General features: G+C 72.0%; 23 protein-coding genes. 17 read left to right on the top strand and 6 right to left on the bottom strand.

The features are described 5' to 3' along the window. Positions 1 to 24 precede the first annotated feature (24 nt). Positions 25 to 885 carry a sulfite exporter TauE/SafE family protein gene (locus BKD30_RS03445; protein WP_076701964.1) on the bottom strand — a complete coding sequence of 287 codons (861 nt, stop codon included), beginning with the start codon at positions 883 to 885 and terminating at the stop codon, positions 25 to 27. A 67-nt stretch (positions 886 to 952) separates the two neighbouring features. Further along, the gene (locus tag BKD30_RS03440) at positions 953 to 1,540 is read right to left on the bottom strand and encodes a rhodanese-like domain-containing protein (protein ID WP_076701962.1); all 588 of its coding nucleotides are present in this window, start codon (positions 1,538 to 1,540) and stop codon (positions 953 to 955) included. 118 nt (positions 1,541 to 1,658) lie between these two features. Here BKD30_RS03440 and BKD30_RS03435 point away from each other — a divergent pair, with 118 nt between their 5' ends. Then, entirely contained in the window at positions 1,659 to 1,916 is a 258-nt protein-coding gene (locus BKD30_RS03435) for a metal-sensitive transcriptional regulator (RefSeq protein WP_076701960.1), read from the top strand. Positions 1,917 to 2,059: 143 nt separating this feature from the next. On the opposite strand, the gene BKD30_RS03430 is transcribed toward BKD30_RS03435, so the two are convergent. Then, entirely contained in the window at positions 2,060 to 3,079 is a 1,020-nt protein-coding gene (locus BKD30_RS03430; protein WP_076701957.1) for a zinc-dependent alcohol dehydrogenase family protein, read from the bottom strand. A 129-nt stretch (positions 3,080 to 3,208) separates the two neighbouring features. Here BKD30_RS03430 and BKD30_RS03425 point away from each other — a divergent pair, with 129 nt between their 5' ends. From BKD30_RS03425 to BKD30_RS03400, 6 genes are all read left to right on the top strand, one after another. Further along, complete coding sequence (locus BKD30_RS03425; RefSeq protein ID WP_076701955.1) at positions 3,209 to 4,087, top strand: helix-turn-helix transcriptional regulator; 879 nt, start codon at positions 3,209 to 3,211, stop codon at positions 4,085 to 4,087. 332 nt (positions 4,088 to 4,419) lie between these two features. Next, positions 4,420 to 4,821 carry a hypothetical protein gene (locus BKD30_RS03420; RefSeq protein WP_076701952.1) on the top strand — a complete coding sequence of 134 codons (402 nt, stop codon included), beginning with the start codon at positions 4,420 to 4,422 and terminating at the stop codon, positions 4,819 to 4,821. Positions 4,822 to 4,843: 22 nt separating this feature from the next. Continuing rightward, positions 4,844 to 6,550, top strand: coding sequence for an alpha/beta hydrolase family protein (locus BKD30_RS03415; RefSeq protein ID WP_076701950.1), 1,707 nt, complete (start codon positions 4,844 to 4,846; stop codon positions 6,548 to 6,550). 141 nt (positions 6,551 to 6,691) lie between these two features. Further along, positions 6,692 to 8,371, top strand: coding sequence for a formate--tetrahydrofolate ligase (locus BKD30_RS03410; RefSeq protein ID WP_076701947.1), 1,680 nt, complete (start codon positions 6,692 to 6,694; stop codon positions 8,369 to 8,371). 122 nt (positions 8,372 to 8,493) lie between these two features. Continuing rightward, positions 8,494 to 9,084 (top strand): type IV toxin-antitoxin system AbiEi family antitoxin domain-containing protein, encoded by a 591-nt coding sequence (locus BKD30_RS03405; protein WP_076701944.1) that lies wholly within the window; start codon positions 8,494 to 8,496, stop codon positions 9,082 to 9,084. Next, positions 9,081 to 9,854 (top strand): nucleotidyl transferase AbiEii/AbiGii toxin family protein, encoded by a 774-nt coding sequence (locus BKD30_RS03400; protein WP_076701941.1) that lies wholly within the window; start codon positions 9,081 to 9,083, stop codon positions 9,852 to 9,854. Before BKD30_RS03405 ends, BKD30_RS03400 begins: the two co-directional genes overlap by 4 nt. Positions 9,855 to 10,016: 162 nt before the next feature. Here the strand turns inward: BKD30_RS03400 and BKD30_RS03395 are convergent, their stop codons facing one another. Next, a complete protein-coding gene (locus BKD30_RS03395; protein ID WP_076701938.1) occupies positions 10,017 to 10,451 on the bottom strand; it encodes a phage holin family protein in 435 nt (144 codons plus the stop codon). A 109-nt stretch (positions 10,452 to 10,560) separates the two neighbouring features. Here BKD30_RS03395 and BKD30_RS03390 point away from each other — a divergent pair, with 109 nt between their 5' ends. From BKD30_RS03390 to BKD30_RS03355, 8 genes are all read left to right on the top strand, one after another. Continuing rightward, on the top strand, positions 10,561 to 11,715 hold the full coding sequence (locus tag BKD30_RS03390; protein WP_076701935.1) for a histidinol-phosphate transaminase: 1,155 nt from the start codon (positions 10,561 to 10,563) through the stop codon (positions 11,713 to 11,715). Positions 11,716 to 12,062: 347 nt separating this feature from the next. Further along, positions 12,063 to 13,166 carry a thiamine pyrophosphate-dependent dehydrogenase E1 component subunit alpha gene (locus tag BKD30_RS03385; protein WP_076702191.1) on the top strand — a complete coding sequence of 368 codons (1,104 nt, stop codon included), beginning with the start codon at positions 12,063 to 12,065 and terminating at the stop codon, positions 13,164 to 13,166. 77 nt (positions 13,167 to 13,243) lie between these two features. After that, a complete protein-coding gene (locus tag BKD30_RS03380; RefSeq protein ID WP_076702187.1) occupies positions 13,244 to 14,203 on the top strand; it encodes an alpha-ketoacid dehydrogenase subunit beta in 960 nt (319 codons plus the stop codon). A 9-nt stretch (positions 14,204 to 14,212) separates the two neighbouring features. Further along, on the top strand, positions 14,213 to 15,757 hold the full coding sequence (locus tag BKD30_RS03375) for a dihydrolipoamide acetyltransferase family protein (RefSeq protein WP_076701932.1): 1,545 nt from the start codon (positions 14,213 to 14,215) through the stop codon (positions 15,755 to 15,757). Between the two features lie 4 nt (positions 15,758 to 15,761). Next, a complete protein-coding gene (locus tag BKD30_RS03370; RefSeq protein ID WP_076701930.1) occupies positions 15,762 to 16,721 on the top strand; it encodes an oxygenase MpaB family protein in 960 nt (319 codons plus the stop codon). 77 nt (positions 16,722 to 16,798) lie between these two features. Further along, complete coding sequence (malQ, locus tag BKD30_RS03365) at positions 16,799 to 18,943, top strand: 4-alpha-glucanotransferase (RefSeq protein WP_076701927.1); 2,145 nt, start codon at positions 16,799 to 16,801, stop codon at positions 18,941 to 18,943. Between the two features lie 307 nt (positions 18,944 to 19,250). After that, positions 19,251 to 19,829, top strand: coding sequence for a sigma-70 family RNA polymerase sigma factor (locus tag BKD30_RS03360; RefSeq protein ID WP_235861373.1), 579 nt, complete (start codon positions 19,251 to 19,253; stop codon positions 19,827 to 19,829). After that, entirely contained in the window at positions 19,826 to 20,725 is a 900-nt protein-coding gene (locus BKD30_RS03355; protein ID WP_076701921.1) for an anti-sigma factor, read from the top strand. The genes BKD30_RS03360 and BKD30_RS03355 overlap by 4 nt, the downstream gene beginning before the upstream one ends. A gap of 167 nt (positions 20,726 to 20,892) precedes the next feature. Here the strand turns inward: BKD30_RS03355 and BKD30_RS03350 are convergent, their stop codons facing one another. Beyond that, positions 20,893 to 22,137, bottom strand: coding sequence for an aminotransferase-like domain-containing protein (locus BKD30_RS03350; RefSeq protein WP_076701918.1), 1,245 nt, complete (start codon positions 22,135 to 22,137; stop codon positions 20,893 to 20,895). Between the two features lie 96 nt (positions 22,138 to 22,233). Between BKD30_RS03350 and BKD30_RS03345 the strand changes: the two genes are divergently transcribed. Continuing rightward, complete coding sequence (locus BKD30_RS03345) at positions 22,234 to 22,974, top strand: maleate cis-trans isomerase family protein (protein WP_076701915.1); 741 nt, start codon at positions 22,234 to 22,236, stop codon at positions 22,972 to 22,974. 27 nt (positions 22,975 to 23,001) lie between these two features. On the opposite strand, the gene BKD30_RS03340 is transcribed toward BKD30_RS03345, so the two are convergent. Continuing rightward, complete coding sequence (locus tag BKD30_RS03340) at positions 23,002 to 23,715, bottom strand: maleate cis-trans isomerase family protein (protein ID WP_076701912.1); 714 nt, start codon at positions 23,713 to 23,715, stop codon at positions 23,002 to 23,004. Positions 23,716 to 23,827: 112 nt separating this feature from the next. Here BKD30_RS03340 and BKD30_RS03335 point away from each other — a divergent pair, with 112 nt between their 5' ends. Next, the gene (locus BKD30_RS03335; protein WP_076701909.1) at positions 23,828 to 24,331 is read left to right on the top strand and encodes a DUF3830 family protein; all 504 of its coding nucleotides are present in this window, start codon (positions 23,828 to 23,830) and stop codon (positions 24,329 to 24,331) included. Positions 24,332 to 24,338: the final 7 nt, after the last annotated feature.

Genomic DNA, 24,338 nt, shown 5'->3' with positions numbered 1-24,338 from the left:
CCTTGTGGATCGGGTGGGTGTGGATCAGGTGGTGAGCGTGCGGCGGACGGGGCAGCGCGGCACCGCGAACCAGCACACGACGGCGCCGAGAGCGAGCACGGCCGCGAGACCGACGACGAGCGGGCCGGCAGTGCCGGGCAGGTTCTGGGCCAGGACCAGCACGCCCATCACCAGGACGAAGACGCCGAACCACCGGCGCAGCGCGGCCGCCGGGATGTGGGCGACCAGCCGTGCCCCCGCGAGGGAGCCGACGATCGCGACGACGGTGACCGCCGCGACCAGCGGCCAGTCGAGGCTGGTGCTGGACGTCAGGTGACCGGCCAACCCCGCGGCGGAGTTGACGGTGATGACGAGCAGCGAGGTGCCCACCGCCTGCGGCATGGCGAGGCCGGCGAACAGAGCCAGGGCGGGCACGATGAGGAATCCGCCGCCGGCACCGATCAGCCCGGTGAGCACGCCGACGCCGAGGCCGATGCCGGCGAGCAGCCAGGCGGGAGACCTCGAGCCGCCGGCCGCGGTGTCCGCTTCGGAACGGCGACCACGGATCATGGCGGCCGCAGCCACCAGCATCAGGACCGCGAACAGCAGCATCAGCACGGAGCCCGGGATCAACCGGGCCAGCAACCCGCCACCGAACGCGCCGACGACGCCGGTGGCCCCGACCAGCAGCCCGGCGCGCCACGCCACCCGGCCTGCCCGCGCGTGTGCTACCGTGCTGACCGCCGACGTCGTCCCGACCACCACCAGGGAGGCGGTGATCGCCTCGGCGGGGGAGAACCCCGCCACCCAGGTGAGCACCGGGATGGTCAGGATCGATCCACCACCGCCGAGCAGTCCGAGCAGCAGACCGATCAACGCGGCGAGGATCAGGGTGAGCGTCAACATCGTGGTGGTGTCTCCTCGATCGGCTCAGCTCGGGTTCAGGCGCGATGTGGTTCAGGCACGGTTCGGTTCAGGCCGCGGACCGGGGGATCCGGTTGATCGCGGTGGCGGCCGTCGGCTCGTCGGCGCTGCGGTTCCACGGCAGGACACCGAGGGCACGGGCCATGGCACAGGTGTTGGAGGCGGCGGAGAACGCGAGGCCGGCGCCGATGGCCCCGGCAACCGTGCGCAGCTTCGGGGAGACGAATCGGCCCCCCGCCAGTCCGGCCAGCACGAGCGAGCCGGCGGCCATCCGGACCTGCCGCTCCATTCCCCAGGTCGACCGGCCGCGCACGACGTCGCCGCCGGCCGAGGCGAAGCCGGGAGCGCCGCCGTCGAGGACAGCGGCGGTGTCAACGCCCGCCGTCGCGAGCTTCTGGCGCGCCTGTTCGGCTCGGACGCCGGACTGGCACACCAGCACGACCCGCTCACCCAGCCGGGAGGCGAGATCCGCGGCATGCTCGGTCAACAGCGGCAGGGGAACGTTGTAGGACCCGCGGATGTGCAGGCTCTCGAACTCGGCGGCGGATCTGACGTCGATGACGACGAGGTCCTCGTGCTGATCCATCCACTCCCGCAGGACCTGGGGGGCGACGGTGGTGACGGTGGGGGAAGGCATACGGTCCTCTCGATGGATCGGTGGGTGTCTCCCCAGCATGGCAGATACCCCTGTGGGTATGCAAGTAACCCCCTGGGGTATACGATGTGAGCCGACTCGACAATCTCTGGAGGAACCCGTGCAGCTGGACACCACCGACCTCACGCCCACGATCAATCGGCTCAAGCGCGCACAGGGGCAGCTTGCCGGTGTCGTGCGGATGATCGAGGAGGGCCGGGACTGCAAGGACGTCGTCACCCAGCTCTCCGCGGTGTCCAAGGCCCTGGACCGGGCCGGCTTCGCGATCATCGCCTCCGGTCTGCAGCAGTGCCTGAGCAACCCGGACGGAGCCCCGGACACGAAGGACCTGGAGCGGCTGTTCCTGTCCCTGGCCTGAGTCCCCGGGCCTGAGTCCCCTGGCCTGAGTCCCCGGGCCTGAGCGCGGACACGACGAAGGCCCCCGGCGCGATGCCGGGGGCCTTCGTCGTGTCGGTGAGGCGGTTCGTCGAGACTCCGACGGAGAGGCTCCGACGGAGAGGCTCAGACCGTGAGCAGCACCTTGGTGGCGCGGCGCTCGTCCATCGCGCGGTAACCCTCGGCCGCCTCCGCCAGGGGCAGCGTCAGGTCGAACACCACGCCCGGGTCGATCTTCCGGTCCCAGATCAGCTGGATCAGCTCGGGCAGGAACCGCCGCACCGGCGCCGGACCGCCGTGCAGGTGCACCATCGAGCCGAACAGTTCCCCGCCGGGCAGCTCGACGTCGTGGGACACGCCAACGAAGCCGACGTGCCCGCCGTGCCGGGTCGAGCGGATCGCCTGCATCATGGACTCCTGAGTGCCGACCGCCTCGATCACCGAGTGCGCACCGAGCCCGTCCGTCAGCTCCTTGACCCGTTCGACGCCGGCGTCGCCCCGCTCGTCGACGATGTCGGTGGCACCGAACCGCCGCGCCAGCTCCTGCCGGTCGGCGTGCCGGCTCATGGCGATGATCCGCTCCGCGCCCAACTGCTTCGCGGCCAGGATCCCGAGCAGCCCGACGGCGCCGTCGCCGACCACCGCGACGGTCCTGCCCGGCCCGGCCTCCGCGGCGACCGCCGCGAACCAGCCCGTGCCGAGCACGTCGGAGGCGGCGAGCAGGGAGGGAATCAGGTCCTCGTCCGGCTGCCCGGGCGTCGCGACGAGCGTGCCGTCGGCCAGGGGGATCCGGGCGTACTCGGCCTGGGTGCCCACGCGGCCCATCGGGACCACGTGCACGCAGCGGGACTGGTACCCGGCCCGGCAGATCTCGCAGGTGTTGTCCGAGGCCATGAACGAGCCGACGACGAAGTCGCCGGGCTTGACGGTGGTGACGGCGTCACCGATCTCCGTCACGACGCCGACGTACTCGTGGCCCATCGGGGCGCCGTCGACCTCGTCCGCACCCCGGTAGGGCCACAGGTCCGACCCGCAGATGCAGCTGGCGGCCAGCTTGATGATGGCGTCCGTCGGCTCGACGATGACGGGGTGCTCGCGTTCCTCGACCCGGACGTCGCCGGGACCGTGCATGATGACTCCGCGCATGGGGTTTCTCCTTCGGTCGTGTGTGTTCCTTCCTATCCAACCGCGTCCTGCGGTCGGTGAGGACTCTCTGGTGAGAGGTGTACCGCCAGAGCACCCCACGGTGTGCGGCGTGTCTCTACGCTGGAGCGCATGGATCATCGGGCCGAGGTACGGGAGTTCCTCATGTCGCGCCGGGCGAAGCTCTCGCCCGAGGACGCCGGACTGCTGCCGGGCGGCAACCGGCGGGTACCGGGACTGCGCCGGACGGAGGTCGCAATGCTCGCCGGTGTCAGCGTCGAGTACTACGCCAAGCTGGAGCGCGGGGCGATCGCGGGTGCCTCCGCGTCCGTGCTCGACGCCGTCGCCGGGGCCCTGCGTCTGGACGACACCGAGCGTGCCCACCTGTTCGACCTGGCCCGCGCGGCGGACGGCATCCCCACCTCCGGGCGCCCACGGCGCCGCGCCGCTCCGCCGCCTGCCGCGCGCACCGGACTGCAGTGGGCGCTGGACGCCATCACCGACGGTGTCGCGTTCGTCCGCGACCCCCGCCAGAACCTGCTGGCCACCAACGCGCTCGGCCGGGCGTTCTATTCGCCGGTGATCGGCGACGGCGGGCGGACACCGAACCTGGCGCGGTTCCAGTTCCTGGACCCCGCCTCGCACGACTTCTATCCGGACTGGGAGTTGTTCGCCCAGATGTGCGTCGGCATCATGCGTGCCGAGGCCGGCCGCGACCCGCACGACAAAGAACTCCAGGACCTGGTCGGGGAGCTCTCCACCCGCAGTGAGACGTTCCGCCGGCTGTGGGGTGCCCACGACGTGCGGACGCACGGTTCCGGGCTCAAGCGCTTCCGGCATCCGGTGGTCGGGGAGCTCACGCTCACGTACGAGGAGCTCGCCCTCACCGCCGAGGCCGGCCGGATGCTGTTGATCTACACGGCCGAGCCCGGGTCGGACTCTGCGGAACGGTTGCGACTGCTGGCCAGCTGGCAGGCCACCCGGGCGGCCGAGGTCTCACCGAGCCCGTAGCCGGCCTCTTCGCCGGGCGCGCGTGCAGGTGCTGCTGCAGTGACGCCTGCTGACGCGGGCCGCTGCCGCTCCTGACATCATGCCCGCTGACGCGGGCCGCTGCCGCTCCTGACATCATGCCCGCTGACGCGGGCCGCTACCGCCACCCGTGCTGAGGCAGGACCTTCTCCCTCCACAGCGACGCGCGTCCCCGGCCGTTGTCCACCGCTGTCGGTGCGCACGCTTTCAACGTCCCCGGGCCGGTCTAGCGTCGGCACCGGGCGCCACCGGGCACGGTGCCCGGAGGGGCGGACGGGAGGGGCCCGCAGGGGCGGGCAGGAGGGGCGGACAGGATGAGCGGCGTGACCGGTGGGTCGGCCGGGCCGGCGATGGGACCGGGCGACGGGCCGGCGGCCGGTCCGAGCGGCGAGCGGCTGATGGCCGCCGCACTGGTCGAGGACCTGGTCGACCGGGTGCGGTACCTTCTCACGGACGTGGCCGACCAGCGGGTCGAGCTGGCCCGAGCAGGCTGCACGGCGTGGCAGTCCACGGCGGCGCAGGGATACCGCGACGCGCTGCTCTCCCTGGCCGGCGCACTGGCGAACGCGGAGACCGAGACCCAAGGGTTCGGCGTCCACCTGGTCCGGCTGGCCGAGGACCTGCGGTACGGCCGGACGGGCGACCTCGTCGATGCCCAGACGCGCGTGGTCGACGCGGTTCTGCGGGCGTACGCAACCCCCGGGGCCTGGCCGTGACGGCCCGGCAGCGGGGTGGTCGATGAGCTACTCGTGGGACCCCGTCGGGGTCTTGGGTCCCGCTGGCGGTGACCGCAGCGGTGCGGCCACGTTCGTCCCGGCCCTTCCACCCGCGGCGGGTACCTCCAGCGGCACGCTGACCGTGCGCGGCGGCGTGAACGGGATCGCCTACAGCCTCGAGGAACTCGACCAGGCGGCTGCTCGCGTCCAGCTCATCGCGCAGGACCTGTGCCGGTTGAGCGCGGCACTGGCCGCCGTCACCACCGACCTCTGGCAGCTGCCGGCCGTCGCCCAGGTGGCCGCGACGGCCGCCCGGCTCGCCGGCGGCTCCGCGCAACTGGCGACGGGAACGCTCGGGACCCGACTGCTCGACCTGGCCGCCGGCGTCCGCACCGCCCGGGCGACCTACCAGCAGAGCGAACTGATGGCACTCGCGGCGGTCGCGGCCCGGCAGCGCCTCGAGCTCACCGGCCTGCGCCTCGTCGGGGGTGCTGCCGCCACCTTGCCGGTTGCCGGCCCGCTGGTCGGCGTCACCGCCGGGCTGGTCGGCACCGGCCTGGCAGGCTGGCTGGCGGCGCTCGCCGTCCGCTCACAGACCGTCGGGTACCGGGATGCGGTACAGGACGAGCTGGCGACCCTGCCCCGGCTGATCGACCCCACCGATCCGCCGCTGGTGCTGCCGGCCCTCGACGTGCTGCTGCGCGAATCCGGCGACGGCACCGGGGCCCTCGGATGGATCACCCTGGCCGCCGTCGCCGCCGGCCGGCGCGGCGGCGTCATCACCCCCGGCACCCTGACCGTCGCCGCGGTCGGCGCTCCCACCACCGAGCCGGCGACCCCCGCCTCGCTGACCTCGCTCATCGCGGACCTGCGGACCGCCACGGAACAGTCCCGGGCCGGGTCGGACGGGGTTCCGCGCAGCACCGTGACCGTGCGCCGGTTCGACGGCGGCACGAACCCGGTCTGGGAGGTCGACATCCCCGGCACCACCGGGTGGGCTCTCACGGACGGGCCCGGCCTGTTCGACCTCGAGGGCAATGCCGAGGCGATGACGGCGATGGACGACGCCGGCAGCACGGTCCGGCCCACCCAGGTCGGTGCCCTGGTCACCGCCGCCCTGGCCGCCGCCGGTGCACCGCGCGGCGCCCGGGTGATCCTCGCCGGGCACAGCCAGGGCGGCATCCACGCGACGGCCCTGGCCGCCGACCCGGCGTTCCGCCGCCGGTACGACGTGCGGCAGGTGCTGACCGCCGGTGCCCCGATCGCCGGCTTCACCGTGCCGGCGAGCACCGCGGTGCTGAGCCTGGAGCATCGGGACGACGTCGTGCCCGCCCTCGACGGCCGGGCCAACCCCGATGCCCGGAACCGGGTCACCGTCACCGGCGCGACGCCCACCGGGGCCGTGGGACCGCAACAGACCGTCGCGGCCGCCCACCGGCTCTCCACCTACCAGCGGATGGCGGCGGCGGCCGACCGCTCGACGGAGGGAAGCCTGCGCGACCAACGCGAGTCCCTGCGCGGGCTCACCCGGGGCGTGAACCGGCAGACCGTGTGGGTCTACGAGGGACGCGACCTGCCGCCTTCCCGCGGCGCGCCGCCCGGCAGTGATGCGCCGCCCGGCCGGGACCGGCCGCCTTCCCGCGGCGCGCCGCCCGGCAGTGATGCGCCGCCCGGCCGGGACCTGCCGCCTTCCCGCGGCGCGCCGCCCGGCCGACCCCTCGCCCACTGACACCCGGCCGCCCGCTTGCTACCCCCGGCCACCCGCTTCCTGACGCGCCGTCCACCCGCGGTGCCCGGCCGTGTCCTCGGCGCCTCCGCTACGGTGTGAACGGGACCACACCAGCGGACCACATCACGGGAGGTCACGACGATGCTGTCGGACATCGAGATCGCCAACGCCGCCGACCTGCGGCCCATCCGCGAGGTCGCGGCCGAGACGCTCGGCATCGAGGAGGAGCATCTCGTCCCCTACGGGCGGCACAAGGCCAAGGTCGACCTTGGCTATCTGGCCACGCTCGCCGACCGGCCGCTCGGCAAGCTGATCCTGGTCACCGCGCTCTCGCCCACCCCGCCGGGGGAGGGCAAGACGACGACCACCGTCGGCCTGACCGACGCGCTGCACGGGCTCGGGCACCGCACGGTCGCCTGCCTGCGCGAGCCGTCGATGGGCCCGGTGTTCGGCATGAAGGGTGGTGCGGCCGGCGGCGGGTACAGCCAGGTGGTGCCGATGACCGACATCAACTTGCACTTCACCGGCGATTTCGCGGCGATCGCCGCCGCCAACAACCTGCTCGCCGCGCTGATCGACAATCACGTCCACCACGGCAATGCCCTGGATCTGGACATCCGCACCATCACCTGGCGGCGCGTGCTCGACGTCAACGACCGTGCCCTGCGCGAGGTGGTGGTCGGTCTCGGCGGCCACGCCAACGGCTTCACGCGCGAGGACGGTTTCGACATCGTCGTCGCCTCCGAGCTGATGGCGATCTTCTGCCTGACCGAATCGTGGGCCGACCTGAAACGCCGGATCGGTGACATCGTCGTCGGCTACAACCGGTCGGGTGGCCCGGTGACGGCGCGCGACCTGCAGGCCGACGGCGCGATGGCCGCGCTGCTGCGCGACGCGCTCTCCCCGAACCTGGTGCAGACCCTCGAGGGGGCGCCCGCTTTCGTGCACGGTGGTCCCTTCGCCAACATCGCCCACGGCTGCAGTTCCGTCGCGGCGACCCGTGCCGGCCTGCGGCTGGCGGACTATGTGGTCACCGAGGCCGGCTTCGGTGCGGATCTCGGCGCGGAGAAGTTCGTCGACATCAAGTGCCGCAAGTCGGGGCTGCGGCCCGACGTCGCCGTCGTCGTCGCCACGGTACGGGCCCTGAAGTATCACGGCGGGGTGGCGCTGGCTGACCTCGGCACCGAGGACGTGGCCGCCGTCGAGGCCGGGATGGTCAACCTGCGCCGCCACCTGGCCAATGTGCGCGGCGTGTACGGCATCCCGTGCGTGGTCGCGGTGAACCGGTTCCCCACCGACACCGACGCCGAGATCGGCGCCGTCGTCGACCTGGTGGCCGCCGAGGGTGTCCGCGCGTTCCCCGCCACCCACTTCGCCGACGGCGGCGCGGGGGCCCGCGAGCTCGCGACCGGGGTGCTGCAGGCGCTGGACGAACCGTCGCCGTTCACCTTCTCCTACACCTACGACGACGACCTCTCCCTGACGGCGAAGGTCGAGGCCATCGCCACCCGGCTCTACGGGGCGTCGCTGGTCACCTGGGACGCGCGGGCGCGACGCCGGCTGCAGCGGATCGAACGCGACGGGTACGGGAGCCTGCCGGTGTGCGTGGCGAAGACTCAGTACTCGTTCTCCACCGACCCGACCGCGGTCGGCGCGCCGTCCGGCCACGAGTTGCACGTGCGAGAGGTGCGGCTCTCCGCCGGGGCCGGCTTCGTCGTCGTCGTGTGCGGGGACATGATGACGATGCCCGGGCTGCCCGCCGCGCCGGCCGCCGCCCACATCGATCTCGCCGACGACGGGACGATCCTCGGCCTGTCGTGACGGAGGTCATCGGTATGCTCCTTCTCCAGCACGACCGCAACGCGGGTAGCTGTTTGAGGATGACTCAACCGATGCCCCTCAAACTAAAGTAAAGTTTTAGGATCTAGGTCTAAGCTGATGATGTGGCGCAGCGACGAGACTCCCTCCAGGCGCTGCAGGCCCTGGGTTATCGGCAAGCGGGATACTTCTCCGCCGCTCAGGCGGTCAAGGCGGGATTCAGCTACCAGGCGCAGAAGTATCACGTCGACAGCGGCAACTGGCTTCGAATCGAGCGTGGCATCTTTCGCCTGCGGGACTGGCCCGCGTCCGTCGACGACGCTCTCGTGCTGTGGACGCTCTGGAGTCGGCACCGCGGCGTCATCTCCCACGCCAGCGCGCTGGCTGTCCACGACCTCGGTGTCCTCGACCCGGGCACAGTGACCATGACCGTTCCGCCCGGTTTCCGGGCCAGCACGCCGGCGGTCCGTACCTTCACGGGAACTCTGGCGACTGACGACGTCGAAGAGCGGGAAGGTTACCGCGTGACCACGCCGCTTCGCACGCTGCTCGATGCTTCGGCGTATGAGCGGCAGGAGGTCGTCGACGACATTGTGACAGAAGCGGTCGCCCGCGGCCTCGTCTCGCGCCGGGCACTGCGTCTGCGCGCCGACGCCTTCGGGGACCGTGCCGCCCTGCGCATCGAACGGGCGCTGACTGCGGGGGAGGAAGGATGAATCCGCGGGAGCCGCGTGCGCTCCGGGCCAGCCTCGACGCGCGCCTGCAAATGCTTGCTCACGACCGGGCACAGGACGTCAACCGCCTGCGACGGCACTTGACGTTCCAGCGGGTGCTGCGTCGACTCGACGAGTCCTGGGTACTCAAGGGCGGATACCTGTTGGAAGCCAGGCTGGGGAGCCGTGCTCGAGCCACGAGGGACCTCGATCTTGCTTTGGTCGGCACCGCCGATGATCTCGCCGACGCGCTGACTGAAGCACTCCAGGTCGACGTCGACCAGGACGGATTCGTGTTCCGGATCAGCGCGGCTCGACCGCACCTGGCCGACGTCGAGCAGCTCGGCGGCCCTGGTGCCCGATTCTCAGTGACGGCTCTGTTGGCCGGACGCACCTTCGCCAACATCAGGATCGACGTGGTCGCGCGGCAACGAGAGATCGGTGGTGGTACGGAGCGGGTGACGCTGCCCGTCGTCGTGACGGAGCCGGAATGGGTACCGGTCACGGTCACGGCGGTCGACCTACCTCAGCACGTCGCCGAGAAGTTTCACGCTCTCACGGCTGTGGACGCACACCCACGTCCGTCCACCCGGGTCAAGGACCTGATCGATGTCATGCTCGTATCCGAGGCGGGAGTGCTCGACGAGCAGCGCCTCCACGCCCGGCTTCGAGCAGTCTTCGAGGCGCGCAACGGAGCACCGCCGCCTCCGGATCTCCCCGATCCGCCTGCCGCATGGAACTCGACTATGCCGTCATGGCCGCGGACCACTTGATCTCCGCCCGCACACTCACCGGAGCGATGGCCGCGGCCCGACAGCTCTACGTCCGGGCTCTTGAGATCAGTACGCCCCCGAAGGAGCAGCGATGAAGGCCGCCGCGCGTCCGACCATCTGTCACGCCCAGTTTCCACAGGCCGTGCGAGGCTGCCGAGTCGGTCAGTCCCGGACGGAGCGCCGGGACGGGCGCCGCTCCGAGGGCCTCAACCACCCGGTCAGCAGGGAGACCACGCCGATGATCAGGGCGGCCAGGATCGCCGTCCAGAAGAACGAGTCGATCATCAGTTTCGCCGGCGTGAACGTGCTCAGCCACGCGGTCAGCCACAGCATCAGGGCGTTGATGACGATGCTGAACAGGCCGAGGGTCAGGCAGGTGATCGGGATGGACAGGAACGCCAGCACCGGCCGGATGAACGCGTTCACCAGGCCGAAGATGAGGCTGATGATCATGTAGGCGGCCATGGTCGCAGCCTGTGCGCTGCCGAAGGTGCTGACCATGGCGGCGTCGGCCGTGATCCGCAGTCCGGGCAGCAGCCAGGCGGCGACGGCGAGGGCCAGGGCGTTGATCACCCAGCGGAACAGGAACCGGCTCACAGCACCATCGTGCCATGGGTTGTCCACGGCGTGCAGAGTACCGCCGGCCCCGGTCCACTCCTACCGGGCACCGGGCTCGACGGAGGAGCCCGGTGGCTAGGGTGTGGGTATGACGTCGACCGAGCCTCGTCCCGCCCCTGCTGCCGCGTCCGGCGGCCCGGATCCCGTGCCGGGCGTGCGGCCGCGAGCGGTGCTGGACGCGCTGCCCCGGTACGCCGCGGGCCGCCCGGCCACCGTCGTCGAGGGCCTGCAGAGTTTCAAACTCTCCTCCAACGAGAACCCGCTGACACCCATCCCCGCCGTCCTGGACGCCATCCGGGACTGCACGTCCATCAACCGGTACCCCGACGCGGTCAGCACCCGGCTGCGGGAACGGCTCGCCGAACACCTGGACGTGCCCGCCGACCACATCGTCACCGGCGGCGGCAGCCTCGGCGCGCTGAACCAGGTGCTCGCCACCTACGCGGGGCAGAACGACTTCGGCGCCCCCGACGAGGTGGTCTACGCCTGGCGCTCCTTCGAGGCGTACCCCATCTCGGTGGGCCTGTCCGGCGCGTCCAGCGTGCAGGTGCCGCTGCTGCCGGACGGCCGGCACGACCTCGACGCGATGGCCGAGGCCGTCACCGGCAACACCCGCGTCATCCTGCTCTGCACCCCCAACAACCCCACCGGGCCCATCCTCACCCGCGACGAGGTGGTCTCCTTCCTCGCCCGCGTGCCCAACGACGTCGTCGTCGTGCTCGACGAGGCCTACCTCGAGTTCGTGCGCGACCCCGACGCCGTCGACGGTCTGGGGCTCTACCGCGAGTACCCGAATCTGGTGCTGCTGCGCACCTTCTCCAAGGCGCACGGCCTGGCCGGCCTGCGGGTCGGGTACACCGTGGCCCAGCCGAACATCACGGAGAACCTGCGGGTCAGTGCCGTGCCGTTCGCGGTCTCCTCGGTGGGCGAGCAGGCGGCCGTCACCTCGCTGGACCACCTCGACGAGGTGCTGGCCCGGGTCGACACGCTGGTCGCCGAACGCGAACGCGTCGTCGCCGCGCTGACCGACGCGGGGTGGGACCTGCCGCAGGCGGAGGGCAACTTCGTCTGGCTGCGGCTCGGGGGCCGATGCGGCGCGTTCACCGAGGCCGCCGAGCAGCGGGCCCTGGCCGTCCGCCGCTTCGGTGACGAGGGCGTTCGGGTCAGCATCGGCGAGGTCGACGCCAACACCCGGTTCATCGAGCTCTGCCGGTCGTTCGGCGCACGTGGAATCGCCCGATGAATGGTCGCGGCCGGAGGCGCTCGCTAGGCTAGGCCGGTCAAGCCAGGTCGTATGCGCCGAGCGGAATACACGGGTCGTCGCCCGTCGGCGCCGTTGTCACCATCCCAGGGCCCCACGCCCGGACAGGAGCCGGATCGATGTCTTCCCGCGGCACCACGGGTATCCCCGAGCCGACGCCGGGTCCAGCGGCGCCCGAGCGGACCTCGGACGGGCCGTCGAACCCCGGGCCGGATCCCGACGGCCGGCCGAACCCCGGGCCGGACGGCAGCCGGCCGGACCAGCAGCCCGCGGGCGTGCCCGGTGACGACGCGACGGTCGAGCTGCCCGACCTGCCCGGCGCGGACGAGATGATCCAGCTCCTCGACGAGCACGGCAACCGGCAGCCGCACCCGTTCTTCGACGACTTCCTCACCGACGTCACCGACGAGGACCTGCGCACCTTCTACCGCGACATGGCCGTCACCCGCCGCTTCGACGAGGAGGCCACCGCCCTGCAACGGCAGGGCCAGCTCGCCCTCTGGGTCTCGGCCCGGGGACAGGAAGCGGCGCAGGTGGGCTCCGGCCGGGCCGCCGCGCCCCGGGACTACCTCGTGCCCACCTACCGGGAGCACGCCGTCGCCCGCACCCGCGGCGTCGACTTCGCCGACATCCTGCGCCTGTTCCGGGGGGTCTCCAACAGCGGCTGGGATCCCCGGGAGCACCACTTCCACGTCTACACGCTGGTGCTGGCCGCCCAGGTGCCGCACGCCGTCGGGTACGCGATGGGGATCGCCCGGGACGGCGCGGTCGGCAACGAGGAGCCGGACCGCAACGAGGCGGTGATCGGGTACTTCGGCGACGGGTCCAGCACCGAGGGCGAGGTGCACGAGGGCATGGTGTTCGCCGCCTCGTTCACCGCCCCGATCGTGTTCTTCTGCCAGAACAACCAGTGGGCCATCTCGGTGCCCTTCGACGTGCAGTCCCGGGTCCCGCTCTCCCGCCGGGCCGCCGGCTACGGCTTCCCGGGCGTCCGGGTGGACGGGAACGACGTGCTCGCCGTGCACGCCGTCACCCGGTGGGCCCTGGAACGGGCGCACACCGGCTCTGGGCCCACGCTCGTCGAGGCGTTCACCTACCGGCTCGGCGCCCACACCACCGCGGACGATCCGACCAAGTACCGGCTCGCCTCCGAGGAGGAGGAATGGGCGCAGAAGGACCCGCTGCACCGGTTCGAGCGCTACCTGCGCGGCCAGGGGCTGGCCGATGACGCCTTCTTCGCCGACGTCGCGGCCGAGGGCGACGCCGTCGCCGCGCACGTGCGCGAGGCGACCCTGGCCATGTCCCTGTCCGGGCTCGACACCGCGTTCGCGACCGTCTACGGCCAGCCGCACCCCCTGGTCGAGGAGGAACGGCGCTGGCACGAGCAGTACGAGGCGTCCTTCGACGACGACGCCCGCGACGGCACCCACTGAAGGGGATTCGACACGTGACCACGACCGATACCGGCGCCGCACCGGCCCCGGCAGCACCGAGCACCACGACGCTGACCATGGCGAAGGCGCTCAACGCCGGCATGCGAGCCGCCCTGGAACGCGACGACAAGGTGCTTCTGATGGGCGAGGACATCGGCGACCTGGGTGGCGTCTACCGGATCACCGAAGGTCTGAAGAAGGACTTCGGTGCGTCCCGGGTGGTGGACACCCCGCTGGGGGAGGCCGGCATCGTCGGCACCGCGATCGGTCTGGCCATGCGCGGCTACCGGCCGATCTGCGAGATCCAGTTCGACGGGTTCGTGTTCCCGGCGTTCAACCAGATCACCACCCAGCTGGCCAAGCTGCGCACCCGCACCGAGGGCAGGCTCAGCGCGCCGGTCATCATCCGGATTCCCTACGGCGGCGGCATCGGCTCCATCGAGCACCACTCCGAGTCGCCCGAGGCGTACTTCGCGCACACCCCCGGGCTGCGCGTCATCAGCCCGTCCACCCCGCACGACGCGTACTGGATGATCCAGCAGGTGGCGCAGGGCGCCGACCCGGTGATCTTCCTCGAGCCCAAGCGCCGGTACTGGCTCAAGGGCGAGGTGGACACCCACCGGCCGACCCCGGACCCGTATCGGGCGCAGATCGTCCGGGAGGGCACGGACGCCACCGTCGTCGCCTACGGTCCGCTGGTCCCGGTCGCGCTCGCGGCCGCCGACGCCGCCGCCGAGGACGGCCACCGGCTCGAGGTGATCGACCTGCGCAGCATCTCACCACTGGACGCGGACACCATCGAGAACTCCGTGCGCCGCACCGGCCGCCTCGTCGTCGCCCACGAAGCGCCGACGTTCGGTGGCATCGGCGGGGAGATCGCGGCCCGCCTGACCGAACGCTGCTTCTACAGCCTCGAGGCACCGGTGCTGCGGGTGGGCGGCTTCCACCTGCCCTACCCGCCGGCCCGGGTGGAGGAGCACTACCTGCCCGACATCGACCGCATCCTGGACGCGGTCGACCGCGCGCTGGCCTACTGAGGAGCGGACATGGCCCAGACGTTCAACCTGCCGGACGCCGGTGAGGGACTGACGGAGGCGGAGATCGTCTCCTGGAAGGTCTCGCCGGGCGACACCGTGGCGGTCAACGACGTGCTCGTCGAGATCGAGACCGCGAAGTCCCTGGTCGAGCTGCCCAGCCCCTGGGCCGGCGTCGTCGGCGAGCTGCTCGTCGCCGAGGGGGTGACCGTGGAGGTCGGGACCCCGATCATCACCGTGCTCGACGCCGGGGAGACGCCCGGCACCGCTTCCGCGACGGGAACCGCGGGAGCTGCGGGAGACGCCGCGGAGCACGAGGACCCCACCCCGCCCGACGTCGGCCCGCAGCCGGCGCCGCCCGGGCCGCTGGTCGGCTCCGGCCCCCGCGCCGACGCCGTCAAGCGCCGTGCCCGGCACACCGGAACCCGGCCGCACCCCACGACCGGCGGCCGGCCGGCGCAGCAGGAGCCGACGGCGACAGCACCGGCTACAGAGCCGGCGGCGGCACCATCGGCCCCGGAACAGTCGCCGCGATCCGCGGACCCTGCCCCCAGCCCCCAACCGCAGGTCCCGCCGTCACCACCCGCCACCCCCCGGTCCGCCGCCGCGCCGAGCGCGATACCGTCCGGCACCGAGGCCCGGCCCCACGCCGCCCGGAACCCGATCGAGCGGCTGGTGCAGCGGGTGCTCGCCAAGCCGCCGGTCCGCAAGGCCGCCAAGGACCTCGGCATCGACCTCGCCGACGTGACCGCGTCCGGCGTCGGCGGTGAGGTCACCCGCGACGACCTGCTCTCCTACGCCGAGCAGGTGGCCCGGAACCAGGCCCGCGCCCCGCAGTTCTGGGACGCCGGTCAGGGCCGGATCGAGCGGATCAAGGTCCGCGGCGTGCGCAAGGCCACCGCCGCCGCGATGGTGCAGTCCGCGTTCACGGCGCCGCACGTGTCGATCTTCGTGGACGTCGACGCCACCCGGACCATGGAGTTCGTGCAGCGGCTCAAGGCCTCCCGCGACTTCGCGGGCATCAAGGTCTCCCCGCTGCTGATCCTGGCCAAGGCCGTGATCTGGGCCGCGGCCCGCAATCCGCAGGTCAACGCCAGCTGGGTGCCGGGCGAGGACGGCGACGAGATCCACATCAAGCACTACATGAACCTGGGCATCGCGGCCGCCACCCCGCGCGGCCTGATGGTGCCGAACCTCAAGAACGCGCAGGACCTCACCCTGAAGGAGCTGGCCGTCGCCCTCGGCGATCTGGCCGCCACCGCCCGGGCCGGGAAGACGAAACCGGCGGACATGCAGGGCGGCACCCTGAGCATCACCAACATTGGGGTGCTCGGCATCGACATCGGTACCCCGATCATCAACCCCGGCGAGGTGGCGATCGTCGCGTTCGGCACCATCCGGCAGAAGCCGTGGGTGGTCTCCGGCGAGGTGATCCCCCGCTGGATCACGACGCTCGGCGGCTCCTTCGACCACCGCGTCGTCGACGGCGACCTCTCCGCCCGGTTCATGGCCGACGTCGCCGCCATCATGGAAGAACCGGCCCTGCTGCTGGAGTGAACCGATGGCCCACGACCCGCTCGGCGTGATCCGCCGCGAGCTGCAACTGACGTTCACCGGTAGCCCCGGGCGGGAGCCGGACTGGTCGGCCGCGCTCGCCGACGGCGACGACGCCGGCTTCCTCGGCCCCGGCTCCGCCGCCTGGGCGGTGCACGGGTCGATGGCGCCCATCGTCGCCGGCGTGCGCGCCCTGATGATGCAGGCGCTGCACCCCGGTGCCCTGGCCGGCGTCTACGAGCACTCCCGGTTCCGGGAGGACCCGCTCGGCAGGCTCGCCGGCACCATCCGGTGGATCTTCACCGTCACCTACGGGGACACCCGCACCGCCCGCGCCGCGTCGTCGTATGTGCTCGGCCTGCACCGGGCCGTCACCGGCACCTATCTCGACGCGACCGGGAGGCAGCGGCCCTACGCCGCCAACGATCCGGACCTGCTGCGCTGGGTGCACCTGGCCTTCACGGACTCGTTCCTGACCGCGCACCAGATCTGGGGTTCCACCTGGGGTGGCCCGGGCGCGATCCCGGGCGGCGCGGACGCCTACGTCGCCGAGTGGGCCGTCGCCGGGGAGCTGATGGGCGTGGTCGACCCGCCGCGCACGGCCGCCGAGTTGCGCCGCCAGCTCGATACGTACCTGACCGACGGCAAGCTGGCACACAGCGACCGGCTCGACGAGGTGATGCGGTTCCTCCGCTCGCCGGGACTGAGCCCGGCGCTCCGGCCCGGGTACCGGGTGCTGTACGCCGGCGCGATCGCAAGCCTGCGGGAGCCGTACCGCCGGCTGCTCGGCCTACCGGTCCCGCGCCTCGGCCCGGTCCGGCTGCCCACGGTCGCCGCCACCCGCCTCGTCCTGGCCGGCGTCCGGCTGGTGCTCGGCCGCCGGGGGCCCACCGAGACGAGCGCCCGCCGGCGGCTGGCCCGGCTGACGGCCGGGACGGCCGGAGGCCCCGGCCCGGACCGGCCCTGACATAGGGTGAGTCGGGGCCACCGGGCCGTCCGATGCCGACAGCCGCCGGCGTCGTCACACGTCGACAGGGCAGGATCATGAGCGCTACTCCCGAGCATCCCGCGACCACCGACCTCTCCCTCGACCGGCTCCAGGCCCTCGCCCGGGCTTGGCGGGTGGACACCACGGTCACCGGGTTCGACGGCGTCACCCGGGACATCCCCGCCACCACCCTGGTCGCGGTGCTCGCCGCGCTCGGGGTGACCGTGGACACGGACGCCGAGGTGGACGCGGCCCTGATCGACCGCGAACTCGCCCCCTGGCGGCGGCTGCTGCCGCCCGTCCTCGTCGTCACCGAGGGCGAGGAGCGGACCTTCCCGGTGCACCTGCCACACGGTGAGGACGTCGCCGTGTGGGTGGAGACGGAGGACGGCCGCAACGTCCCGGTCCCCCAGCGCGACGAGTGGGCCGATCCCCGGGAGGTCGACGGTCAGCTCACCGGCCGGGCGACCTTCGCTGTCCCCGCGGGCCTGCCGCTCGGCTGGCACACCGTGGGCGCGAAGTCCGGCGCCCGGTTGGCCAGCTGCCGGTTGATCGTCACGCCCCGGCGCCTCGCGACGGCCGACGTCGTCGGCGCCACCCGGCAGTGGGGGCTGATGACCCAGCTGTACTCCGTGCGCTCCCGCCGGTCCTGGGGCGTCGGCGACCTGGCCGACCTGGCCGACCTGACCGCGATCAGCGGGCAGGAGGGCGCCGGTTGGCTGCTGATCAACCCGCTGCACGCCGCCGAGCCGGCTCCGCCGGTGGAGCCCTCGCCCTACCTGCCCACCAGCCGCCGGTTCTTCCACCCCCTGTACATCCGGGTCGAGAACGTGCCCGAGTTCGCCTACCTGCCGGCGGAGGACCGGACGCGCGTCGCCGAACTCGCCGCTCGGTGCTCCGCACAGAACACCAGCGTCGAGGCGATCGACCGGGACCCCGTGTACGCGGCCAAGCTCGAGGCGCTCCGGCTGGTCCACGCCGTCGAGCCCAGCCCGTGGCGGCAGGCGGCGTTCACCGCGTTCGTCCGTCGGGAGGGTGCCGGCCTGCGGGACTTCGCCCTGTGGTGCGCCCTGCGCGAGCGGCACGACCCGGACGCCGGGGAGTGGGTCAACCCCGACCTGACCGACGACGAGATCAGCCGGTACCGCGGCGAGCTGGCCGATGAGATCGACTTCTTCTGCTGGCTGCAGTTCGTCTGCGACGAGCAGCTCGCCGCCGCCCAGCGCGTCGCCGCGGACGCGGGGATGGGTGTCGGCATCCTGCACGACCTCGCCGTCGGGGTGCACCGGCAGGGGTCCGACGCGTGGACCCTGCGCGACGTGCTGGCCCCGGGGGTGACCGTGGGCGCTCCCGCCGACATGTACAGCGCCCTGGGGCAGAACTGGAACCAGCCGCCGTGGCATCCGGAGCGCCTGGCCGAGGCCGGGTACGTCCCGTTCCGCGACATGCTCCGCACGATCCTGCGGCACGCCGGTGGCATCCGGGTCGATCACATCCTCGGACTGTTCCGGCTGTGGTGGGTGCCGGACGGCACCGTGGCGGCCGACGGCACTTATGTCGGCTACGACCATGAGGCGCTGATCGGGGTGCTCGCGCTGGAGGCGCAGCGTGCCGGCGCCGTCGTCATCGGCGAGGACCTGGGCCTGTTCGAACCGTGGGTGCGTGAATACCTGGCCGACCGCGGCATCCTCGGCACGTCGATCCTCTGGTTCGAGTTCGACGAGCAGCACGACCCGCTGCCGGTCGAGCAGTACCGGCGGCTGTGCCTGGCCAGCGTCAACACCCACGACCTGCCGCCCACGGCCGGCTACCTCAGCGGCGAGCACATCCGGCTCCGGGAGCGGCTCGGCATGCTCGACGCGCCGCTGGAGGAGGAGCTGGCCGCGGACCGGCGGGAACAACGCGCGTTCCTGGCCCTGGCGGCCGAGCGCGGCCTGCTGCCCGAGCGCGCCGACGAGGAGCGCACCATCGCCGCCCTGTACGAGCTGCTCGCCGCCTCACCGGCCTGCCTGCTCGGCGTCTCCCTCGTCGACGCGGTGGGGGAGAAGCGCGTCCAGAACCAACCGGGCACCACCGACGAGTACCCCAACTGGCGGGTTCCGCTCGCCGACGCCGACGGCAACGCCGTGCTGGTGGAGGACCTGGCCGCCAGCCGTCGTGCCCGGGCCCTGTTCGCCGCCGTCGCCCACGCCCTGCGCTGACCCGTCCTCTCCTGAGGCGCGGTGTCGCCCCAATCCGCCCGGTGGCGCTGTTCCGAACACATCATGACGCCGACGTGCGCAGTGCAGTGCGCAGTCGGCGCGGAGCGTGAACCGGTGCCGAGACGTGGAGGTGGGGACATGGGCGCCCAGCGGATCCGAGGACGTCCCGCGGGGGTCGAGCGGGACTGCGCGGGGGGCGCGCGTTGCGTCGGGCGGAGTGTGGGGCCGCTCGGCGCATCGTGCCGACCCCGCAGGCGGAGGTGTGGTGGTGTTCGGTCGGCGCGCCGCCAGGTGACATGCTGGGATGATGACGACGTCGCCGGAACCTGCCCGCGGTTCCGACGCGCACCTCGAGACGCTGATGGACCGGGTCGCGAGCGGCGACCAGGACGCGTTCAGCGCCTTGTACGACGCCACCTCCGGCCACATGTTCGCCGTGATCGAGCGGGTGCTCCGGAATCGGGCCCTCAGCGAAGAGGTGCTCCAGGATGCGTACGTGCAGATCTGGCAGAATGCCGGTGCGTACGAGGCCGGCCGGGGGCGAGTCATCACGTGGTGCCTGACCCTGGCGCACCGGCGTGCCGTGGATCGGGTGCGGTCCGTCCGGGCCAGCCGGGAGCGTGAGCTCGCCCAGGGTGCGAAGGAGTACCAGGAGTCGTACGACGACGTCGAGGACACGGTGACCACCCGGCTGGAGTCCGAACGGGTCGACCGCGCGATGGAGGACCTGAACACCGGACAGGTGACCGTCATCAAGCTCGCCTACTACGGCGGGTACACGCAGCAGGAGATCGCCCGGATCACCGATCTGCCTCTGGGCACGGTCAAGACCAGGATCCGGGACGGCATGAAGAGACTACGAACGAGATTGGGGGTGAGGACATGAGCGACCACCACGACGACGAACGCGAACCGGACTTCTCCGACGTCGAGACCGAACTCGGCCTCGCCCTGCCTCCGGTTCAGCCGCGCTCGGAAGTCAAGGCGCGGGTCATGGCCGCGATCGCGGAACTGCCGCAGCGGCCCGCCGGCCCGGTTGCTGCGTCGGATGACGTCCCGGTCGCCGCGGCCGATGACGTCCCGGTCGCCGCGGCCGATGACGGCCAGGTGCCCGCGTCCGGCCGGACGGTGGTCGGCCAACGGGGCGCTTCCGCTCGGCACCGCGACGACCGCGAGCACCGCGACGACCGGCACCGCGACGACCGGCACCGCGACGACCGGCACCGCGACGACCGTGACGACCGCGAGCATCGCGACAATCCCGACGACCGCGACACCGTCGTCCAGCTCAGGCGCTGGCGGCGGACCGCGGCGTGGCTCGGCGCCGCCGCCGCCGTCCTGCTCGTCGCCGGCGTCGTGCTCGGCGGTTGGGCGGCCAACCTGAACCAGCAACGGATCGCGGCCGAGCAGCAGCTCACCACCCAGAACGCGCAGCGCGACGCGGCCCTGAGCGTGTTCACCGCGCCGGACGCCGTGATCCGCGCCGGGAAGGCCGGCAACGGGGGTTCGGTGAGCGTCGCGTCGTCGAAGTCACTGAACCGGTCTGCCGTGATCAGCCGCGACCTGCCCGCGCTGGCTCCGGACAAGACATACGAACTCTGGTACATCGCAGGTCAGCAGGCGCGGCCGGCCGGCACGTTCACGGCCTCCACCGGCGTGACCTACACCGCGCTGGAGGGCCGACTCGACGGCGCCACGCACATCGGCCTGACCGTCGAGCCGGCCGGAGGCTCGCCAGCGCCGACCACGAAGCCGATCGTGGTCCAGCCGACGACGGCCTGAACCGACTCAGGCCGGTCACACTCACACCCGGCACCGCCGACAGTCGCACCTCCTCAGTGGGACAGTTACTCCCGTTGGGGCGGTTTCCTTCCCGCCCAGATCGGTAGTTTCTGTCCCTTCTGCCGAAGCGCCCGGCATCGGAGTTCCCGGCCGAAGCCTGGTTCCGCCTACAGCGCGGCGCGGATCACTGCCGCTAAGCGCCGCACCCCCTCGGCGATCTCGTCCTCCTCGACAGCGCTGAAGGAGAGCCGCAGGTTCGGGCTGGGGCCGTCCGCTGCCGTGAAGGCGCTGCCGGGCACGAAGACGACGCCGGCTTCGATGGCCGGGCCGAGCAGGGCCTCCGCGTCCAGCTGCTCCGGCAGGGTCAACCAGACGAAGAAGCCGCCGGTGGGGGTCGTCCAGTGCACGCCCGACGGCATGGTGTCCGCCAGTGCGGCGACCATCGCCTCCGCGCGCTTCCGGTAGACCTCTCGGTAGGAATCGACCTGCGCCACCCAGTCGAACCGGTGCAGGTACTCGACGGCGAGCATCTGGTTGAACGCCGGCGGGCACAGCACCACGCACTCGTTCGCCAAGTACAGGCGTTGCTTCAGGTGTGCCGGTGCGAGCAACCAGCCCAGCCGGAGGCCCGGGGCAAAGATCTTCGAGAATGTGCCGAGGTAGACGACGTCGTCCGGGTTGTCCGCCCGCAGCGGACGGGCCGGGTCGCCGTCGAACGCGAGCATCCCGTAGGGGTTGTCCTCCACGACGAGCACGTTCGCCTCCCGGCACACGTCCACCACCCGCTGCCGCCGCTGCGGGGCCAGCACGGCGCCGGACGGGTTGGCGAACGACGGGATCGTGTAGAGGAACTTGACCCGCTTCCCCTCCGCTCGCACGGCGGTGATGGCCCGCTCCAGCTCGTCGGGCAGCAGACCCTGCTCATCGGACGGGACCGGGCGGACGTCCACCTCGTACGCCTCGAACGTGTTCAGGGCGCCGACGTAGGTCGGATCCTCGGTCAGCACGACGTCACCGGGGTCGCAGAAGATGCGCGTGCAGGCGTCGAGGGCGGACTGGGCGCCGGCGGTCACGATGACGTTCTCCGGCACGGCGTCCGTGATCGACTCCTCGGCCATCACGCCGCAGATCGCCCGGCGCAGCTCCTCGGTGCCCTGGCCGCTGCCGTACTGCAGGGCGACGGGTCCCTGGTGGGCGATCAGCTCACGGGCGATGTCCCCGAGCTCTGCCATGGGCAGGGTCTGCACGAACGGGTTGCCTCCGGCGAGCGAGATCAGTCCCGGCCGCATCGAGATGTCGAAGACGTTGCGCACCGCCGACTGCTTGATGTGCAGCGCACGCTCCGAGAGCAGTGCCTCGTGCCGGTGGGCATCGGCGAGTCGGGTGCGGGCGTCGGGAAGCGGGGAGTTCATGCCGCCCAGCCTAACGACGGGTTGCGTGGCATCGCGGACGCTGATGACCGCCGCCCTATCGATTGTCGACGATCAGACAGTATGCCAGAATGGACCATGCCCACGGTGCAGCGCTTCATCCCCGACGGCCCGAGCCCGGATCGGGTGATCGGGGTCGTCAACCCCTACGACATGGCGTTGGACCGGGAACTGTGGCGCTGGATGCCGGACGACGTGTCCCTCGTGGTCGCGCGGACGCCCCATCATCCGCTAGCGGTGGACGAGTTGATGGCCAGTGCTCTCGGTGACGATGCCGAGATTCGGGCCACCGCGCGTTCCTTGGCCGCCGTCGAACCCGAGGCCGTCGTCTTCGCCTGCACCTCGGGCAGTTTCGTCAACGGCGTCGCCGGGGCTCGGCGGATCGCGCAGGCCATCACCGAAGAGACGTCCGCCCCCGCGGTGACCACGTCGGAGGCTCTGCTCGAGGCGCTCGACGTGCTCGGCGTCCAACGCCTGGCCATCGCCACGCCGTACGTCGCCCGACTGACCGCCCTGCTCGAGGACTTCCTCCAGGTCGACGACCGTACCGTGGTCCGCACGGCCGGCCTCGGTCTCGACCGGTTGATCTGGCACGTGCCCTACTCGGTGACGGCCGATCTCGTGCGCGACGCCGACCATCCCGACGCCGAGGCCGTGTTCGTCTCCTGCACCAACCTGCCGACCTTCGCCATCATCACCGCGCTGGAGGACGAACTCGGCAAACCGGTGCTCACCGCCAACCAGGTGACCGCGTGGGCCGGGCTGCGCCGACTGGGACTGCGGCTGGCGGCACCGGACCAGCGCCTCGGCGCCGTCTGACCGACCCCGAGCCCGGTCGCCAGCACGTCAGGCGGCAGCGAAGAGGGCGCCGAGCCCGTCGGCCCGCGCCGGATGGCCGGCGAGCACGAGCCCCTGCCAGGCGGTGACCTGGTTCGCGGTCAGGACCGGCAGGCCGAGGGCGGCCTCGAGCTCGGGCAACACGGCGATGGTGTGCAGGGCGGTGTCGGGGATCAGCACGCACTGCGCGCCGGTGAGATCGGCGGTACGCGCCGTGTCCAACACCCACGCGGCATCGAGCCGTCCGGCGTCCTCCCCGCTGGGCACGTCGTAGGTGGACAGGGAGGTGACGGTGATCCCGTCCTGCTCGAGCAGCCCGGAGAAGTGGGCGGCAACCGCGGCGGGATACGTTGCGGCCACCGCGACGCGCTGAAGGCCGAGCCGGTGCACCGCCGCCACGAAGGCGAGGGACGTCGACGAGGACGGGACGCCCGCCGCCTGCTCGACCCAACTCGCCTGCTCCCGGGCGCCCTCGCTCCCGTACACGAAGCTCCCGGAGGTGCACGCCCACATCACCGCGTCGGGGGAGACGGCGCGGGCTTGCTCAGCGGCCGGCTCCAGCTGGTCCCGGGCGCCGAGATCGAGCAGGGCCTGAACGTCGTGGTCGGTGGCCCCCTCCCAGGTGTGGACGACGGGAAAGGCGCTGTCGGGGATGACGGATTCGAGGGCGGCGAACTCGTCCTCCGCGCTGTGGCCGGGGTAGAGGATGGCGATCGTGTGCATGGCGCGGGCACTCCTTCTCGACGGTTGCATCCCTCGATGGAAAGCTTACAGTTGGATTGTAGACAATCGTTCGAGAATGCTCGGAACGATCCGATGACGAGCGGAGACGCGCATGAGCCGATACATCACGATCACCCTTCAGCAGCGCGGCGTCTCGGCGCGGGCCCGACTGCTCGACGCGGAGGCGCCACGCACCGCCGAAGCGGTGTGGCAGGCCCTGCCGACCGCGGGCCAGGTGTTCCACGGCAAGTTCGCTCGGAACGAGATCTACACGTTGGTGCCGGCGTTCGCCGAGCAGGAACCGGGACCGGAGAACCAGACGGTGACGCCGATTCCCGGGGACCTCTGCTACTTCAGCTTCGAGGGCGTCCTCGACAATCCCGCCTACGGGTACGACGCCTCCGCGGGCACCGCGGAGAACCGGCTGCTCATCGATCTGGCCGTCTTCTACGGGCGGAACAACCTGCTCCTCAACGGCGATGTCGGCTGGGTGCCCGGCAACGTGTTCGCGACCATCGAGCAGGGGCTGGACGAGCTGGCCGCCGCCTGTCAGGACGTCTGGATGGGCGGCGCGCGAGGCGAGACGCTGGCCTTCGCCCGAGCGGCCGACGCCTGAGCATCGC

Origin of the sequence: Tersicoccus phoenicis (genome assembly GCF_001968835.1) — a bacterium.
Lineage (GTDB): Bacteria > Actinomycetota > Actinomycetes > Actinomycetales > Micrococcaceae > Tersicoccus > Tersicoccus phoenicis.
The sequence above is the reverse complement of the archived record's forward strand: the minus strand, read 5'-3'. Positions and strand labels throughout refer to the sequence as shown.